An 18,708-nucleotide genomic window follows, 5' to 3' on the forward strand; every position below is an offset into this window, starting at 1 on the left:
CATTCGAGGAAATATAAATTCTGAGAATGATATTATTTTTATAAATATTATACTAATGAATTCTGATAATTCAACAAATCTGCCATAGGTTTTGACATATTCAAATACTGTCTCGTATTTCTCCTAAGATTATTCTTAGTTCCACCTTTAAGCATCTTATCATGTGTAGCAAAGAAGTCTTTATCTTCTTCAAAAGGTGTTCGAACAATATGAATATCCACAATCTCATCTAAGAACCGATTCTGATGAAAAATCTTTCTTGTGCACTCCTTCTTATATAAAGGATGCAGCTGATTTACCGTAAACTGGAAATAAAGAGAATTAAGTAACGGTTCATCACTGTCTAATAAAAACTGATAATCGCCATCCAAAATCTTCTGTCCCTGTTCCTTTGTCAGAGGAATTTTTGTCTTATCAACGACTGATCCGTTTCGTTTTCTCTGCATCAGATAAAGATCCTCGTCATTTTCCATATAAAAATAATATGTAAATGGGGAACTGTCCTCTGCTCCTTCAAACATTAATACCTTGACCGGAAGACTGATCATATATTTATCAGGAGATTTGGACAGGATGTATTCTTCCTGTGTCTGGTCATATTCAGCCTGGCTGATATTCTTCGTAACTTCGGTATAAGAAAGTTTTTCAATTGCTGTATTTTTCATGATAACTCCTAACCCGTGCTTTGTTATTAACTTCTCTTATTATATCAGAGGAATATGATAAAATCATGACCTATTTATAAAAAAACTATTAACAATTGATAGATTTTCTAAATACCCTGTGCTAAGATAAAATCTGGAGGAAAACTATGGATTTATTTGAATATGCAAGAGAATTAAATAAAGATAAAGAATCCCCATTAGCAGGGAGAATGAGACCGACAACTCTTGATGAAGTGGTTGGACAGGAACATATCATTGGAAAAGATAAATTATTATATAGAGCCATCAAAGCAGACAAGATCAGTTCCATTATTTTCTATGGACCACCGGGCACAGGAAAGACAACTTTAGCTAAAGTCATTGCCAATACAACAAAGGCTAATTTTGTGCAGATGAATGCAACAACATCTGGAAAGAAAGATATGCAGGAAGCAGTGAAAAATGCGAAAGAATCACTTGGAATGTATCAGAAGAAGACAATTCTGTTTATCGATGAGATCCACAGATTTAATAAAGCACAGCAAGATTATCTGCTGCCATTTGTTGAAGATGGAACGATCATTTTGATCGGAGCAACGACAGAGAATCCGTATTTTGAAGTCAATCAGGCGTTGATCTCAAGATCGAATGTATTTGAACTGCATTCACTAGATAAAGAAGATATTAAGAAATTAATTTTAAGAGCCATCACCGATGATGAAAAAGGAATGGGAATTTACGGTGCAACAATCACGGATGATGCACTGGATTTTCTTTCTGATATGGCAGAAGGTGATGCAAGAAGTGCCTTGAATGCGATCGAACTTGGAATCTTAACAACAGAGCCAGCTGAAGATGGAAAGATTCACATTGATATCGATGTCGCACAGGAATGTATCCAGCGGAGAGTGACAAAATATGATAAAGACGGAGACAATCACTACGATGTGATTTCTGCATTTATCAAAAGTATGCGAGGATCAGATCCAGACGCAGCAGTTTACTATCTGGCAAGAATGATCGATGCTGGAGAAAGTGTGACATTTATTGCAAGACGAGTGATGATCTGTGCATCCGAGGATGTTGGAAATGCGGATCCACAGGCACTGCAGGTAGCAGTTGCAGCCTCACAGGCAGTCGAACGGATCGGAATGCCAGAAGCAAGGATCATTCTTGCACAGGCAGTGACCTATGTAGCCAGTGCACCAAAGAGTAATGCAGCCTATATGGCAGTTGATCATGCCTTAGAATCTGTCAGAAATCACAAGATTGGAGCAGTTCCAAATCATTTACGAGATGCCCACTATAAAGGAGCAGCAAAGCTAGGACATGGAATCGGATATAAATATGCACACGATTACCCAGATCATTATGTAAAACAACAGTATCTTCCAGATGAACTTCTAGGAACCACATTTTATGAACCAACCGAAAATGGATATGAAAAGAATATCAAAGAATATTTAGAAAGAATTAGAAAATAAAAAGAATCCCTGTCACCTAAAACTTAAGATGACAGGGATTCTTTTACTCGTTCTTATTCTTGCTCCATTTATATAAAAATGACATTGCCCATAAAAAGATCGGAAAGAAAAACATCAAAAACAGCGATATCCAGAACAACTGGCTTCCAGTCACTGCAAAGAAGATGGTAGATCCGACAATGGCAAGTAATATAATGATCAGCAGGATTGCTGTGATCTGCTTCATACGTTTTTGCTTCTGCATGATGATATCCTTTCGTAATTATGTATACCTATGAGGTATCCTAGCATATATTTGAGTGTTTTGAAAGAAAAAAATTATAAAAGAAATGTATAAGAAGCAAAAGAGAGGACATAATAGGAATATCCAGTTGATAAAGAAACTGGATAAAGAAATACTTATCCTCCCCTTAAGTATTCCCCCGTTCTACAATGGCGTAGAATGGGGGCTTTTTTTTAAAATCATAAAGAATGGACCACTTTATTGAAGAAGTTGTACTGCATGAAGAAGTTATAGACGTGCAAAAGCTGATGAATGATATCAAGTTATTATAGAAGATAATGAGCTAAACAGAGAAATTGCCAAGTTCATTTTGCAAGATGAAAATATGATCGTCACAGAAGCCAAAGATGGAAAAGAAGCAGTCGAAATTTTTAAAAAGAGCAAGGAGCATAGCTATGATCTGATCTTGATGGATAAAATTGCCCAGTATTGTTGAAAAAAAGCAAAAGATTTGTTATAGTATCAAAGGAAAATAACATTTTAAAAAGAAAAGGATGGAATGAACATGGCTTTATTACAGGAATGGCGTGATTACGCATATAAATTTGACGATAGAACAGCAGAAGGACAGCAGTTCTGGTTAAATTACTTCAACATTGAAAAAGGAATCTACGAGAAATTATTAGCTGACAAAGATACAGTGGTATCTGGAACAGTCAAAGAATTAGCAGATAAATACGAGACAGAATTACAGATGTTCGTAGGATTCTTAGATGGAATCAACGACAGCTTAAAAGAAGCAAACCCAATCGAAGAGATGGATGAAAATACACAGGTAAGCTTAGATATCGACTTCGAGAAATTATACTACAACATGGTTGGATGCCGTGCAGAATGGCTTTACAACTTAAAAGAATGGGATGACATTCTTACAGAAGAAAGAAGAAAAGAACTGTACAAAGAATCTAGAAATTCAACAACCGTTGTAAAAGGAAAGAAGATCGGAAGAAATGATCCATGCCCATGCGGAAGCGGTAAAAAATATAAAAAATGCTGTGGAAGAAACGCTTAATTCGTTGAAATCGTGAAGTATTTCAGTATTTAAATGAGATAAAAGAGCCTTTTAGCTAATACAATAGCTGAAGGGTTCTTTTTTTCTTATAGAAGAATCTGATAAAAAAGAGTTGACCTTTTGTATACAAGGTGCTATTATTTCAATTAGTTGTCTAATGATTAGTTATCTAATTAAAAATAAAAAAGCAAAGAAAGGAGCATATATGAGAAAGTGTGAGGGGATTTATAGTTTGATCGGTAAAGTAAATCACAAGAGTGCGATTTACGGCTTTGAACTTCTCAAAGAAAAAAATCTTCATCCAAGACAGATGCCACTGATCATCCACTTAAGTAAATGTGAAGGATGTACACAGAAGGAACTGGCAGAGAAGATGCAGATCAAACCATCTACGTTAAATGTAATGATTGGACGAATGGAAAAGAATGGATATATAGAGAAGAAACAAGACGAAAAAGATTCAAGAAAAAGCAGGATTTATTTCACTGAGAAAGGAAAAAGTATCAGTGAAGACTGTCACAAGAGATTTGCTATGATACAGCAGAAACTTCAAGAGTATTTTACAAAAGAGGAGCAGGAAGAACTTGACCGTCTGCTAAATAAATTCTGTGATTGTCTGGATGAACAGACAGAGATATTAAAAAAAGAAAGAAAGGAAAGAAAGGAAAGATCAGATGTTTAAATTATTCCGATATTTAAAGAAAGCATATGTACCGGTCATTGCGATCGTATTATTTCTGGTTGTGCAGGCAAGTTGTGATCTGACACTGCCAACATTTACATCCAATATCGTCAATGTCGGTATTCAGCAAAAAGGGATTGAAGATGCGGTTCCTGATGTGATGAGAGAAGAAACATTTCTGGCACTGAAATCTCTTATGAAACAAGATGATGCCGATGATATGGAGGATGCCTATAAACTTTATACAAAGGATCAGGTCAAAGATTCAAAATATAAAGATTACAAAGATGGACGTTTATATGTCAGAAGATATATCTCTAAAAAAGACAGAGAACATCTTGATAAGAGTATGTCAAAAGCAATGCTGAATCTGTCAGCACAGATGGCAAAACAGATAGAGGCGAACCCTCAGGCAGCAGCATCTATGAGCAAGAGCCAGAAGAAAATGATGGCGCAGATGAAGAAGATGAATATCAAAGATATGCCAGATACGATCATCAGTCAGGCTGCGATTTCCTTTGTAACCAATGAATATAAAGCAATCGGGCTTGATATTGATCAGATGCAGACACATTATCTGTTAGTCACAGGTGCAAAGATGGTAGGACTTGCATTGCTGATCATGGTAGCAGCAGTCAGTGTTACATTGCTATCTGCACGTTTGGCAGCGAAACTAAGTCGTGTATTAAGAGAAAAAGTATTTGAGAAAGTCATGTCATTTACAAACTCTGAGTTTGACAGATTCTCAACAGCATCTCTGATCACAAGAAGTACAAATGATATTCAGCAGATTCAGTTGTTTATGACGATGGTATTCCGTATCGTTGTCTATGCACCATTAATGGGAATCGGTGGTATCTTTAAAGTATTGACAACAAATGCCAAGATGACATGGACGATCGCCGTTGGTGTCATTGCGATCATGTTAGTGATCTTTATATTATTTAAGGTAGCGATGCCGAAATTTAAGATCTTACAGAAACTGATCGACCGCTTAAACTTAGTAACAAGAGAAATTTTAACGGGACTTTCTGTTATCCGTGCATTTAGTACAGAAAAACACGAAGAAGAACGTTTTGACAAAGCAAATATGGATCTGATGAAGACAAACTTATTTGTTAACAGAGCCATGACATTTATGATGCCAATAATGATGTTGATCATGAATGGATTAACTGTTCTGATCGTATATGTCGGAGCTTCCAATATTGATGCTGGTAAAATGCAGGTTGGTGACTTGATGGCATTTATCCAGTATGCAATGCAGATCATTATGGCATTCTTATTTATTTCCATGGTATCTATTATGATGCCTCGTGCACAGGTTGCAGCTGAGCGTGTCAATGAGATCCTAGACATGGAAGTTATGATCAAAGATCCAGAAGAGCCAAAAGAATTTTTACCAGAGAAAAAAGGTGAAGTTGAATTTAAAAATGTATATTTCTGCTATCCAGATGCAGATGAAGCAGTCCTTCACAATATCAGTTTCACGGCACCAGCTGGTAAGACGACTGCATTTATCGGAAGTACAGGTAGTGGTAAATCAACACTGATCAACTTAATTCCAAGATTCTTTGATGTCAGCCGCGGAAGTATTTTAGTTGATGGTGTGGATATCCGTGATGTAAAACAGCATGATCTGTGCGAAAAGATCGGATATGTACCACAGAAAGGGGTTCTGTTCTCAGGAACGATCGAATCCAACTTAAAATATGGAAAAGAAGATGCGACAATGGAAGAAGTCAAGCGAGCAGCAAGAATCGCACAGGCAACCGATTTCATTGAAGAAAAAGAAGAACAGTATGATTCACCGATCGCACAGGGTGGTTCTAATGTATCTGGTGGACAGAAACAGCGATTATCCATCGCCAGAGCCGTTGCAAAAGATCCTGAAATCTATATTTTCGATGATAGTTTCTCAGCACTTGACTATAAAACGGATGTAAAACTTCGTGCAGCTCTGCAGGCAGAAACACATGGAAGTACAACATTGATCGTTGCACAGCGTATCAGTACGATCCTTCATGCAGACCAGATCATCGTTTTAGATGAAGGAAATATCGTTGGAAAAGGAACGCATGAAGAATTATTAAAGACTTGTCCAGTTTATCAGCAGATCGCAAAATCACAGCTGTCTGAAGATGATCTTAAGAAAGCAAGGGAGGTGTCTGACCATGAGTAATAACAACAGCATGAGAGGAAGAGGTCCAATGGGTGGTCGCAGAGGAATGGCACCAGGTGAGAAGGCAAAAGACTTAAAAGGAACGATGATCAAACTGATCAAATATATGAGACGTTTTTATCTTCCAATCGTTATGGTTATCATTTTTGCGATCGCAAGTACCGTATTTAACATTGTCGGACCAACGATCTTAGGAGATGCAACAACTGAGATTTTTGATGGATTGATCCGTAAAGTATCTGGTGGAAGCGGAATTGATTTTACAAAGGTAGCACATATCTTAGCATTTTTATTATGCCTATATGTAGCCAGTGCAGTATTTTCATTTATTCAGGGACTGATCATGACACATGTGTCAAACAATGTCAGCTATCAGATGAGAAAAGATATCTCAGAAAAGATCCACCGCATGCCAATGAAATATTTTGAGAGCAGAACTTATGGTGAAGTCTTATCACGAGTTACAAATGACGTTGATACCCTAGGACAGAGTTTAAACCAGAGTATGACACAGATCATCACATCTGCGACACAGATCGTCGGTGTATTTATTATGATGATCCGAATCAGTATTCCAATGACGATCGCCGTCTTACTGACACTACCATTATCCATGGGACTGATCGGACTTATCATGTCCAAATCCCAGCCATACTTTAAGGCTCAGCAGAAATACCTTGGAGAATTAAATGGACAGGTAGAAGAAATCTACAGTGGACATAACATTGTCAAAGCATTTAACAAAGAAGAAAGTGTCATTGAAGAATTTAAAGATATCAATGGAAAACTTTATAATTCTGCATGGAAATCACAGTTCTTCTCAGGAGCTATGATGCCATTGATGCAGTTTGTCGGTAACTTAGGATATGTAGCAGTATCTATCTTAGGTGGATACTTAGCCATCAAGAAAACAATCGAAGTTGGACAGATTCAGTCCTTCTTACAGTACGTAAGAAACTTCAGCCAGCCGATCACACAGTTAGCACAGGTTGGTAACATGATGCAGACAACCGCAGCTTCCGCAGAACGTGTCTTTGAATTCTTAGAAGAAGAGGAAGAAGTTGAAGTAGAAAAAGATGTTGTACCAGTCGATACACTTGCTGGAAATGTTACATTTGAACATGTAAACTTCGGATACAATGAAGACCAGACAATTATCAACGACTTCTCTGTCAATGTTAAAGAAGGTCAGAAAGTAGCCATCGTAGGGCCAACCGGAGCCGGAAAGACAACATTGATCAAACTTCTGATGCGTTTCTACGATGTCAATGGTGGATGCATTAAAGTCGATGGTCATGATATCAGAGAGTTTAAGAGAAGTGACTTAAGAGAGATGTTTGGTATGGTATTACAGGATACATGGCTTTACAACGCAAGCATCCGTGATAATATCCGTTATGGAAAATTAGATGCAAGCGAAGAAGAAATCCAGGGAGCAGCAAGAGCCGCATTCGCCCACCACTTCATTGAAACACAGCCAGGAGGCTATGATATGGAGATCAACGAAGAAAGCAACAACATTTCTCAGGGACAGAAACAGTTATTAACGATCGCAAGAGCAATCTTAGCAGATCCCAAGATCCTGATCCTTGATGAAGCAACAAGTTCCGTCGATACAAGAACTGAAGAACGAATCCAGATGGCAATGGATAATCTGATGCAAGGAAGAACAAGTTTCGTAATTGCACATCGATTATCTACGATCAAAGATGCCGATGTGATTTTAGTTATGAACCATGGAGACATCGTGGAACAGGGAAATCATGAAGAACTGCTGGCTAAGGGTGGATTCTATGCAGATCTTTATAATAGCCAGTTTGAAAATGCTTAGAATTTTAATTTTATAATTGGCCAACTGAAGTCTTTCAGTATATGAGAAAAAATAAATAAGCAACCGAAAGCGCAGCGGTGGAATTTTGCTCATATTTTGAACAAATCGCTTATCCGCCCAATTTCCTACGAGAACTCGCTCTGAAGTTTTGTTTCAGACAAGAGACTTTGGAGCTCAGACACTCGTCCAATTGGGCTGCGAATTTATTCAAAATATGGCAAAATTCCAATGCTGCGCTTTCGGTTGCTTATTTATTTTTTCTCATATACATGAAGGTTATAGTGTGGTAAACTACAAGATTGGAAAATTTAAGGTGGTGTGTATGAAGAATGGTATTGGATAGGAATTGAGGCTTTCTCAGACAGAAGATATTTATAATGTAACTATTTACATTACAACAATAAAATGTTAAACTATGATTAGATGTAATAAAATAAGTTACAATAATGATTTGAAAATACAAAAAACAGGAGGAATACCATGAACCAGTCTGAACGAAGAAGATATCTGATTCAAGAATTGATTAAAGAAAATACACAATACAATAATCTGGAAATTCCACAAAATAAAGAAGAACAAAAACAACTGTTGAGATCCTTGATGAATATCCGTTTTGCATGCCCAATTTCTGATGAATTCAAACAGATCCAAGACGAATATTTAACAGAAGAAAATAAAAATAGAGGTATCATACAACTAAAAGATTTAAGCGAGATCAAGAAAGATATCTACCTCTGGCAAGGAGACATCACAAGACTCAAAGTCTCAGCAATCGTAAATGCAGCCAATAGCGGCATGACAGGATGTTATCAGCCATGTCATAACTGTATTGATAACTGTATTCACACTTATGCAGGAATCCAGCTTAGAAATTACTGCAATACAATGATGAAGAAACAAGGTCACGAAGAACCAACCGGACAGGCGAAGATCACTCCAGCTTATAATCTTCCTGCAGATTACGTGATTCACACCGTAGGTCCGATCGTACATGGCGGTTTCTTACAAAAAAGACATGAAAAATTATTGGAATCATGCTATCGATCCTGTCTTGAAATCGCAGAAGAACATAAACTAGAAAGCATTGCATTTTGCTGCATTTCCACAGGAGTTTTTATGTTCCCAAACGAAAGAGCAGCCGAGATCGCAGTAAAAACAGTACAGAAATTCAAAGAAGAAACAAACAGTAAGATCAAAGTCATTTTCAACGTATTTAAAGACGAAGATTTAGAAATTTATTGGAGGTTACTATGCACAAAATAACATTTCAGACATTTTTAAGTGGAACAACTGCAAGAGATTATATTTTTGTTGGAAGCAAAGTAGCAGCAGAACACAAAACATACGAAGAAGCTTATAACGAAGGAAAATTAAAAGCGATCGGTGTCTCTAATTTCCAGATTGAAGACATAGAAAGCTTAATGGAAACAGCAAACAAAGATCACATGAAAACAAACGCTGACGTAGACTTTGAGATTAGTGCAGAAGATATGGAAATTCTGAAAAACTTCAAGAAGATCGAAAACTATGGAGCAAACAGCGAATTCCCTGTTTACGGTGGAAAACTATAGAATTCCTAAAAGCTGATTTCTGTCGAATCTTGCACGTAGACTTCATTCTCATTCTTTGGTATAGTTAAACTAAAGAAAAACTTAATTAACATGAAAATATAAGGAGAAGCCAGAGAATGAAAAAGAAACAGACGCAGATTAGGCAATATGCTAAGATCATGAGTGTATTTCTGGTAGCAGTTGTTATAGGACTTCTGATTTTCTTCTATTGTATACAACGTTCCGTCGAACACAGATCACAAAAAACGATGATGAACAATGTATCAAGACAAAGCGTGCATTTACGCACGATATTGAACATTCAATATGCTTATCTTAATGGATTCGCAGAAGAAATAGGAAAATCAGATCAGCTATTAGATCAAAAAAATATCAATTTGCTCCAGTTTGTGACAAAGAATACAGATTTTGGAGCGACTGCTCTGATCGAGCCAGATGGTACTTCACATTATAGTAACGGGCAGACAAAGAATGTATCGCATCGAAGATATTATAGAGAAGCGATGAGTGGAAAAAGGACCTTAAGTGAGCCATTAGACAGTAGTATCTCAGGATCGACAAGAGTTGTATTAGGAGTACCAATCTATAAGGATAAGAAAGTAATCGGAATTCTTGGAGGCTCTTATGATGTCACAGCATTAAGCCGTATGCTTTTTGAAGATTTATTTGACGGGGAAGGTTGTAGCATGATCATTGCCCAAAGTGGGGAAGTCATTGCATTTGAAGGAGATACGTCCTATTGGAACATTGATTATCGGGATAACTTTTATACATATTGCAAGAAATTGATGATCAAAGATAATGTGACAGCCAAGATGATCAAGCAGGATTTTTACAAAGGAAAATCAAATCTGGTAACCGCAGATAGTAAGAAGAAGGGAAACGTAAGACATTATTTTGCTTATATGCCAATGAAGATTAATAACTGGATGCTTTGTTATGCGGTACCAGAAAAAACTGCACAGCAATCCTATGACTTTATTGAACATTATGAGATCATTTTTATGGCAGTATTTGTTATTTTAGTTATTTTGCTGGTGCTATATATCGTGCATGAAAACTATAGAAGGGATCAGGAATTAATGAAATATGCACAGACAGATGCGCTGACAGGTTTATATAATAAAGAAACAACGAAACTTCGAACTGATGAGATATTGTCAACAGATAAAGATATGATCCATGCATTTTTAATCTTGGATATGGATTGCTTCAAGCAGATCAATGATGGATATGGACATGCGGTGGGAGACATTGTTTTACAGAAGTTTGGACAATTATTGCGTGATATCTTTAGAGAAGATGATATTGTAGGGCGAATCGGTGGAGACGAATTTGTCGTTGTAATGAAGAATATTAAGATGAAAGAAATGGCGATTGCCAAAGCAGAGGAACTACTTACAAAGACGCAGCAATATGAGATCAAAGAATTAAATGGCTCAGCAATCTCTATCAGTATAGGAATTGCAATGGCGCCAGAAGATGGAGACTGCTATATGGATCTTTACAAACGGGCGGATCAAGCCTTGTATCAGGCAAAACGAAGTGGAAAAGCAAGAGTTTGTGGTTATTAATTAAAATAACGAGGTGAGCAAATTGATATTAGAAAATAAACTGGGTATCACAGATTCATTGGAATTGGCGCGGCAAGAGGAAAAAATCAGCAAAAAAAAGGCAGTTGAGTTATTTGAAAGTGGAAGATTAGATTCTATGCAAGCTGGTATGGTAGATAGTTTAAAGAAAATACATCAATTTCTTTTCGAAGACATCTACGAATTCGCTGGGGAAATAAGAACGGTCAATTTAGCAAAAGGAAATTTTAGATTTGCCCCTGTGATGTATTTACAGCCATCATTGAATCATATTGAACAAATGCCACAATCAGATTTTGAACAGATCATAGAAAAATATGTTGAAATGAATATTGCACATCCATTTCGAGAGGGAAATGGAAGAAGCACAAGAATATGGTTAGACCAGATCTTAAAGAAAGAACTGAAACAAGTCATAGACTGGAGCAAAGTAGATAAAGAAGATTATTTATTAGCAATGGAAAGAAGCCCGATTCGAGACATTGAAATTAAATATGTCTTAAAACAAGCCTTGACAGATAAGATTCATGATAGAGAAATTTACATGAAAGGCATCGATCATAGTTATTACTATGAAGGATATATGATTTATAAAAGTGAAGAATTATAAAAGAAAAGAGAATCCGGCAATGTGCTGGATTCTCTTTTTAAGAACAATATTATTTTTCGTGGAAGAATTCTTTCACAAGCTTTACCACAGTTCCAGATAATAAGAACAGTGTAATCAAGTTTGGAATTGCCATCAATCCATTAAATGTCTCAGCAATACTCCAAAGCATTCCAAGATCCACAGTAGCACCAAGAATGGCTACCAGAGAATATACTAACATAAAAGGTTTGATAACCTTAGAGGAAAATAAAAACTCAATACAACGAGCCCCATATAATCCCCAGCCAATGATTGTAGAGAATGCAAAACAGCAAAGAGCAACTGCAGTAAAGATAGAAATCCAGTTTCCATAAGTAGCAGTAAATCCACTGATCGTAAGTTCTGCACCAGCATCAGCTCCGAATCCAATAGGAATTCCACTGCAAAGGATAACAAGGGCTGTTAATGTACAAATTAAGATTGTATCAGTAAACACTTCAAAAATACCAAGAAGCCCCTGTTTGACTGGCTCTTTTGTATCGGCACAAGCGTGGGCGATAGATCCAGTACCAAGTCCAGCTTCATTTGAGAAGATTCCTCGTGCCACACCTTTTTTCATACTCATAAAGAAACTTCCAACAACACCACCAGTGACAGAAGCTGGATGGAAGGCACCATTAATGATAGAACCAAAAACAGAAGGAAGATGGTTGATATTTAAAACAACAACACCTAAAGCAAAGAAAATATAAATAAATGCCATAAAAGGTACTAATCTCTCAGCAACTTGTCCAATTCTTTTGATTCCACCAAGTAAGATCAGAGCAACAAGAATCGCAACGAAGATACCAATGATCAGATTTACTGTATCAACAGATGATTTACTGATCACATTGAAATTTAACAAAGCAGAATTAATCGCAGTTGTGATCGTATTTACCTGTGTTGCATTTCCAGTTCCAAATACAGTTAAAACTCCAAAAGCAGAGAATAAGACGGCAAGAAAATGCCAGTTTTTGCTAAGCCCATTCTTAATATAGTACATAGGACCACCAACATAATCTCCTTCAGGGTTACGTTCTCTGAAATGTACAGCTAATGTTACCTCAGAAAATTTTGTACACATTCCAAGAATCGCAGAAACCCACATCCAGAATACAGCTCCAGGACCACCGATTGCGATCGCACCGGCAACACCAGCGATGTTTCCAGTTCCAACTGTGGAAGCGAGAGCAGTACAGACTGCCTGAAATGGTGTCATAGATCCGTCGGATGCATCTTGTTTTTTAAAGACACGTCCAATGGTTTCCTTCATTGCATAAGGAAACTTTCGAATCTGTAAAAATCGTGTTTTGATCGTTAACAGTAATCCAACACCAATGATACAGATCATAGCTGGAACACCCCAGATAAAGTTGTTCACGGCACTGTTAATTGATTGTATAAGTTCTAACATGAATCAAACCTCTTTCGAATTTCTTTTATTAATATTTTGTGTTTGTTTCTATAGAATAGACAGTTGCTTGTTAAATACAAACAGACACAAATGCAATCATATCATATTTACAAGAAAAAGTACAGAATCTAATCTTGACAGAGGCTATTTCCTATACTATAATCATTCAGATTTCAAGAATTTGACATAAAATAGGAAGGACAAAGAAAACATCATGAATTAGAAAGTGTGATCATACTTTGTGCAGTATGGGGAATGGCAGTTATGGCGTATAATGTAACATTTCAGTCAGAATTGATAGATATTATCTATAGATTCATGAAAAAATGTAACTTGTAAAAAATGTAAATAAGGAATAAACTTATATTCATATATGTTCTCTGTCCTTTAAAAGTGTTAGTTTTTCTTACGGATAAGAGAATTGAAAACTTAAACGGACAGAGAACGAAATGGACTTGGAGGATGAAAATGGAAAACGAAAAACCAATACTAAGGGGAGAACTTGCACTGATCGCAGCGATTGTGATCAATAGTTTCAGTGTTGTACTGATGCTTTATTCAGGATCAGGAATTTCCGCGATTTCAAGTGTGCCGTACGCATTTTCGGAAGTATTTACAAAATTATCACTCGGTACATGGACTTACCTATTTCAGGGAGCTTTGGTATTAAGCCTGATGATCTTAAGAAAGAAGTTCGTACCATCTTATTTATTCAGTTTCGTTGCAGGATTTGCATTTAGTGAATTATTAGATGTCAATGAATTATGGATCGGGATTCTGCCACAGACGATTCCATGCAGAATTGCATACTTTTTGATCAGTTATTTCTTATTAAGTATCGGAATCGCATTAGAAAATAGATGTCAGCTTCCGATCATTCCAACCGACCTGTTTCCAAGAGAATTATCAGAAATCATAAAAAAACCATATGCAAGAGTAAAGATTACATTCGATGTTTTATGCCTTGCAACAACAGGACTTTTGACAGGATTGATGCTTGGATATTTAGATGGACTAGGAATCGGAACGATCGTTGCAGCATTTACAATGGGGAAAATGGTTGCGATCACAGGAAACTGGATCGATCAGAGAGTAACGTTTGTATCGGTGCTTAGTAAACAGCAGATATAAACAGACAGGGGAAGATTTCCACAAAGAAGAGAGAAGAAAAAGCAGAATGGGAGTTTAGTTGTGAAACAATATATATTAAATGATTATATTACAGATGAGGTCAGAATGGTAAAACCAATGATGGAGATCAATGGTTTCAAAGTTAGACCTGGATTTTTTGATTTAAATGGAGCATCGGAATTTTCATGTGGTGTAAACTTCACAGTGCATACAAGCCATGGAACATCATGTGATCTTTTATTATTCCATCCAGATGAAGAAGAACCATATGCAGTCATTCCATTCCCAGAATCTTATAAGATCGGGGACGTGTATTCTATGATCGTTTACGATCTGAAAGCTGAAGAGTTTGAATATGCATATTGTGTGGATGGCCCATATGATGAGAAAAAAGGATTATTATTTGACAAAACAAAGATTTTGTTAGATCCATATGCACAGGCAGTTGCAGGTCAGCAGGTATGGGGAAAGAAAAGAACAAGAACATATCATGCCAAAGTTGTAAGAGATACTTTTGACTGGGGTGTACAGCCACAATCAAGCAGGGAGATGAGTGATCTGATCATCTATGAGCTGCATGTCAGAGGATTTACACAACATCCATCTTCAGGAGTCAAACGTCCAGGAACATTTGCAGGATTAAAAGAAAAGATTCCATATTTAAAAGAACTTGGGATCAATGCAGTAGAATTAATGCCGATCTTTGAGTTTGATGAGATGATCAATGCAAGAGAGGTTGACGGAAAACAGCTTGTAGAATACTGGGGATATAATACGGTTGGATTTTTCTCACCAAATGCCAGTTATGCGGCAGCCGAAGAGGTCAATAATGAAGGAACAGAATTAAAAGAACTGATCAGAGAATTCCATGAAAATGGAATCGAAGTTATTTTGGACGTTGTTTTTAACCATACAGCGGAAGGAAATGAACAGGGGCCATTCTTTAGTTTTAAAGGATTTGACAATAATATTTATTATTTATTAACACCAGAAGGACATTACTATAACTTTAGTGGATGTGGAAACTCTCTAAACTGTAACCATCCAGTGGTTCAGCAGATGATCCTTGAATGTTTAAGACACTGGACAGTTCATTATCGTGTGGATGGTTTCCGCTTTGATCTTGCAAGTATTCTGGGAAGAGACGAAGACGGAATGCCAATGAACAATCCACCGCTATTACGAAGTCTAGCTTACGATCCACTACTTAGAAATGTCAAGTTGATCGCAGAAGCATGGGATGCCGGCGGATTATACCAAGTAGGAAATTTCCCTGCAAGTAAACGTTGGGCAGAATGGAATGGACAGTACCGTGATACAATGCGTGGATACTTAAAAGGAGACTTTTGGGAAGCAAACAGCGCCGCATGGAGAATCTGTGGTTCCGGAGATTTATATGGTGGATATTATTCTGAAGGAAATAACAACTATGCCGGATATAATTCTTGCATCAACTTCCTTACTTGTCATGATGGATTTACGTTATATGATCTATATTCTTATAACAATAAACATAATGAAGCAAATGGCTGGGACAACACAGACGGAGCGAACGATAACCGAAGCTGGAACTGCGGTATGGAAGGAGATACGAATGATCCAGAAGTACTAAAACTAAGATATCGAATGATCCGAAATGCCTGTGCCATCTTAATGTGCAGCCGTGGAACACCAATGTTCTTCTCAGGAGACGAATTTGGAAATACGAAGTTTGGAAACAATAACAGCTACTGTCAGGACAATGAAATCTCATGGATCGACTGGAGCTTATTAAAGAAGAACAAAGAATTATTTGAATTCTTCAAGTTTATGATCGCATACCGAAAGAAACATCCAGTCATCCGAAAGAAGCTTGACAATGCAGTCTGCGGAATGGAAGGAATGCACGCACACGACGTCAACGCAGACCGCATGGAAGTATCACAAAATGCAAAAACATTGGCAGTCAGCTTTGCAGGATACGACCGCAAGAAATGTAAAGATGATCTTGTTTACGTTGCAGTGAATGCTTATTGGGAAGAAGTGCGCATCACACTTCCAAACCTTGCAAATCATGGAGCCTGGTATCTGAGTGTGGATACTTATGGCGATGAGAATGGAAAGTATTGTTATGAAGAAGGAGAAGAAATTCGCATTGATCATGAGTATGTGATGAAACCACGATCTATTGTGGTATTTACTGGGCGACAGGTTTTAAGGTAAATTTTGTGTGTATGTTTTAATGTATTAGTTTATACTTTTAGGCAATAGATAACTGAGAATTCTCTTAATTTAAGGTCTCGTAGAAATTAAGATAAGAGAATTTTCAAATATTTTGATATCGGTTAAAACTGAACTTGATGACAGAGTATTTAGGAAAAGAAAACATATAAAAAATTGACCTTCTGGTGTATATGATAGAAATAAGATAAGAATCAATATTTAGAATAAAACGGTGGCAACGATTAGCATATTTTAAGTGCTTTTTTTACAAATTCGCAGCGTCCTGTGGTTGATTGTCTGAACGTAGCTGCGGGCATTTTGACTCGCATCCAGTGAGTTATCAAAGGAACAGGTGCGGATCAGCGATTTGTAAAAAAAGCTCTTAAAATATGCGTGTTGCCACCGTTTTATTCTAAATATTGATTCTTATCTTATTTCTATCATATACAATGAAAGCCTATAAATCCTTTCCAGTAAGCATCTTATATGCCTGGAAATATTTATCGATTGTCTTATCAACAATATCCTGAGGAAGTTTCCAGTCGTGATCATTGTTCTTTAACCAGTCACGGGCGAACTGTTTGTCGAAGGATGGCTGTCCATGACCTGGTTCGTATTCGTCTGCTGGCCAGAAACGGGAGCTGTCTGGTGTTAGCATTTCGTCACCGATTACCATGTTACCGTCTTCATCAAGACCAAATTCAAATTTAGTATCTGCGATAATGATTCCGTGTTCTAATGCATAATCTGCGCATTTCTTATATAATGCGATTGTTTTGTCACGTAACTGTTCTGCATATTCCTGACCTTTTCCAGGGAATTCTTTCTCAAGAACTTCAACGCTTCTTTCAAAAGAAATATTCTCATCATGATCACCGATTTCTGCTTTTGTAGATGGTGTGTAGATTGGTTCAGGAAGTTTGTCGGATTCTTTTAATCCTTCAGGAAGTTTGATTCCACAGACTGTACCATTTTCCTGATAACTTGCCCAACCGCTACCTGTAATATATCCACGAACGATACATTCAATAGGAAGCATTGTAAGTTTCTTGCACATCATGCTGTTTCCGTCGTATTTTTCCTGCTGGAAGAATTCAGGCATGTCTTTGACATCAACAGAGATCATGTGGTTAGGAACGATGTCTTTTGTAAGGTCGAACCAGAATTTGGACATCTGTGTTAAAACAGTTCCTTTCTTTGTGACATCATTCTTTAAGATGACGTCAAAGCAGCTGATACGGTCAGTTGCAACCATGATCAGGCTGTCACCATTGTCATAAATCTCACGAACTTTACCTTCTTTGATCGGTTTCATTTCTTTCATTATTCATACCTCGCTGATAAATTGTCTCAATGTTTCTCAATTTTTCACTCTTTGTCTAATAATATAACATCAATTGTCGAAAAAATAAAGTCTGGATTGGAATTGTGAAGGTAGGATATATGGAAAGAAAAAGAAATTGTTTTGTGCAATATGACTAAAAAAAATCAAAAGGTCTTATTCCTAATCATGGAAAAGCAATGTTTGATTGATGGTACATAAAAGATATTTGATCGTTATGATGCCAAACGTCTTAGAAGTCACACCAGTTGGTGCAGACAAAGCCGTTCAGGTATCTTAGTATTAGCATTCTGGGGAATTATTTCCACTGTATTATTCGTATGTTTCGATACAAACCTTGTAGCATTACCAGCCATTGGAATCGCCATTGCTTATGCGGCAACAGCCGGCAAATTCAATCGTTTGGAAAAATGGACCAAAGCAGGGAAAATTAAAAGCAGGATCTATCGCGAGTGGTACAGCGATCACAAAACGTGCGAATGATGCAGGACGTGATTGATGAATGCAAGAAGAATGATATTATCTTAGTATTAAATCTTCATCATTTCGATCTTCCAATTGAACTATTCCAGAAATATGGAGGATGGGAAATCTATCCAAAAGCAATCTATGACAGTGCAAAAGATTCTTATCAGTAAGAGCAGATAGATGGGTGCTTTTGGCATTTGCAATATGTTTTGCCCTCTGATAACAAATTGTGTATAATA

At 37.0% G+C, this 18,708-nt stretch carries 18 protein-coding genes; 14 read left to right on the top strand and 4 right to left on the bottom strand.

Annotated features, from left to right (window positions below):
* Positions 1-47: 47 nt before the first annotated feature.
* Positions 48-665 (bottom strand): hypothetical protein, encoded by a 618-nt coding sequence (locus KE503_RS05365; protein WP_022374649.1) that lies wholly within the window; start codon positions 663-665, stop codon positions 48-50.
* A gap of 146 nt (positions 666-811) precedes the next feature.
* On the opposite strand from KE503_RS05365, the gene KE503_RS05370 reads away from it, so the two are divergent.
* Positions 812-2,128 carry a replication-associated recombination protein A gene (locus KE503_RS05370; RefSeq protein ID WP_055196572.1) on the top strand — a complete coding sequence of 439 codons (1,317 nt, stop codon included), beginning with the start codon at positions 812-814 and terminating at the stop codon, positions 2,126-2,128.
* A gap of 43 nt (positions 2,129-2,171) precedes the next feature.
* Here the strand turns inward: KE503_RS05370 and KE503_RS05375 are convergent, their stop codons facing one another.
* Positions 2,172-2,372, bottom strand: a complete 201-nt coding sequence (locus KE503_RS05375; protein WP_055196573.1) for a hypothetical protein — start codon at positions 2,370-2,372, stop codon at positions 2,172-2,174.
* 307 nt (positions 2,373-2,679) lie between these two features.
* On the opposite strand from KE503_RS05375, the gene KE503_RS05380 reads away from it, so the two are divergent.
* The 9 genes from KE503_RS05380 (at position 2,680) to fic (ending at position 11,891) form a co-directional block, all read left to right on the top strand.
* On the top strand, positions 2,680-2,847 hold the full coding sequence (locus KE503_RS05380) for a response regulator (RefSeq protein ID WP_330621908.1): 168 nt from the start codon (positions 2,680-2,682) through the stop codon (positions 2,845-2,847).
* A 69-nt stretch (positions 2,848-2,916) separates the two neighbouring features.
* Positions 2,917-3,423, top strand: a complete 507-nt coding sequence (locus KE503_RS05385; protein WP_022374647.1) for an SEC-C metal-binding domain-containing protein — start codon at positions 2,917-2,919, stop codon at positions 3,421-3,423.
* 205 nt (positions 3,424-3,628) lie between these two features.
* Complete coding sequence (locus KE503_RS05390; RefSeq protein ID WP_249182975.1) at positions 3,629-4,105, top strand: MarR family winged helix-turn-helix transcriptional regulator; 477 nt, start codon at positions 3,629-3,631, stop codon at positions 4,103-4,105.
* A complete protein-coding gene (locus tag KE503_RS05395; protein ID WP_212384651.1) occupies positions 4,098-6,287 on the top strand; it encodes an ABC transporter ATP-binding protein in 2,190 nt (729 codons plus the stop codon). Before KE503_RS05390 ends, KE503_RS05395 begins: the two co-directional genes overlap by 8 nt.
* Complete coding sequence (locus KE503_RS05400; protein WP_212384652.1) at positions 6,280-8,118, top strand: ABC transporter ATP-binding protein; 1,839 nt, start codon at positions 6,280-6,282, stop codon at positions 8,116-8,118. Before KE503_RS05395 ends, KE503_RS05400 begins: the two co-directional genes overlap by 8 nt.
* Positions 8,119-8,598: 480 nt before the next feature.
* Complete coding sequence (locus KE503_RS05405) at positions 8,599-9,381, top strand: protein-ADP-ribose hydrolase (RefSeq protein WP_055196576.1); 783 nt, start codon at positions 8,599-8,601, stop codon at positions 9,379-9,381.
* Positions 9,369-9,689, top strand: coding sequence for a hypothetical protein (locus KE503_RS14465; protein WP_249182976.1), 321 nt, complete (start codon positions 9,369-9,371; stop codon positions 9,687-9,689). Before KE503_RS05405 ends, KE503_RS14465 begins: the two co-directional genes overlap by 13 nt.
* 116 nt (positions 9,690-9,805) lie before the next feature.
* On the top strand, positions 9,806-11,263 hold the full coding sequence (locus KE503_RS05415) for a sensor domain-containing diguanylate cyclase (RefSeq protein ID WP_212384653.1): 1,458 nt from the start codon (positions 9,806-9,808) through the stop codon (positions 11,261-11,263).
* A gap of 22 nt (positions 11,264-11,285) precedes the next feature.
* Positions 11,286-11,891: a protein adenylyltransferase Fic gene (gene fic, locus KE503_RS05420; RefSeq protein ID WP_212384654.1), complete on the top strand. Its 606-nt coding sequence runs from the start codon at positions 11,286-11,288 to the stop codon at positions 11,889-11,891.
* 49 nt (positions 11,892-11,940) lie between these two features.
* On the opposite strand, the gene KE503_RS05425 is transcribed toward fic, so the two are convergent.
* Entirely contained in the window at positions 11,941-13,326 is a 1,386-nt protein-coding gene (locus KE503_RS05425; RefSeq protein WP_117945041.1) for an alanine/glycine:cation symporter family protein, read from the bottom strand.
* Between the two features lie 468 nt (positions 13,327-13,794).
* Between KE503_RS05425 and KE503_RS05430 the strand changes: the two genes are divergently transcribed.
* The gene (locus tag KE503_RS05430; protein ID WP_055196579.1) at positions 13,795-14,457 is read left to right on the top strand and encodes a DUF6198 family protein; all 663 of its coding nucleotides are present in this window, start codon (positions 13,795-13,797) and stop codon (positions 14,455-14,457) included.
* A 105-nt stretch (positions 14,458-14,562) separates the two neighbouring features.
* A complete protein-coding gene (locus KE503_RS05435) occupies positions 14,563-16,659 on the top strand; it encodes a glycogen debranching protein (protein WP_212384683.1) in 2,097 nt (698 codons plus the stop codon).
* A gap of 457 nt (positions 16,660-17,116) precedes the next feature.
* On the opposite strand, the gene KE503_RS05440 is transcribed toward KE503_RS05435, so the two are convergent.
* Complete coding sequence (locus tag KE503_RS05440) at positions 17,117-17,983, bottom strand: phosphoribosylaminoimidazolesuccinocarboxamide synthase (RefSeq protein ID WP_055196581.1); 867 nt, start codon at positions 17,981-17,983, stop codon at positions 17,117-17,119.
* 391 nt (positions 17,984-18,374) lie between these two features.
* Between KE503_RS05440 and KE503_RS14685 the strand changes: the two genes are divergently transcribed.
* Positions 18,375-18,500, top strand: coding sequence for a hypothetical protein (locus KE503_RS14685; protein ID WP_276571705.1), 126 nt, complete (start codon positions 18,375-18,377; stop codon positions 18,498-18,500).
* Positions 18,454-18,639, top strand: coding sequence for a family 1 glycosylhydrolase (locus tag KE503_RS14850; protein WP_330621897.1), 186 nt, complete (start codon positions 18,454-18,456; stop codon positions 18,637-18,639). The genes KE503_RS14685 and KE503_RS14850 overlap by 47 nt, the downstream gene beginning before the upstream one ends.
* Positions 18,640-18,708: the final 69 nt, after the last annotated feature.

It is taken from the genome of Anaerostipes sp. Marseille-Q3525 (assembly GCF_018223505.1).
GTDB classification, from domain to species: domain Bacteria; phylum Bacillota; class Clostridia; order Lachnospirales; family Lachnospiraceae; genus Anaerostipes; species Anaerostipes amylophilus.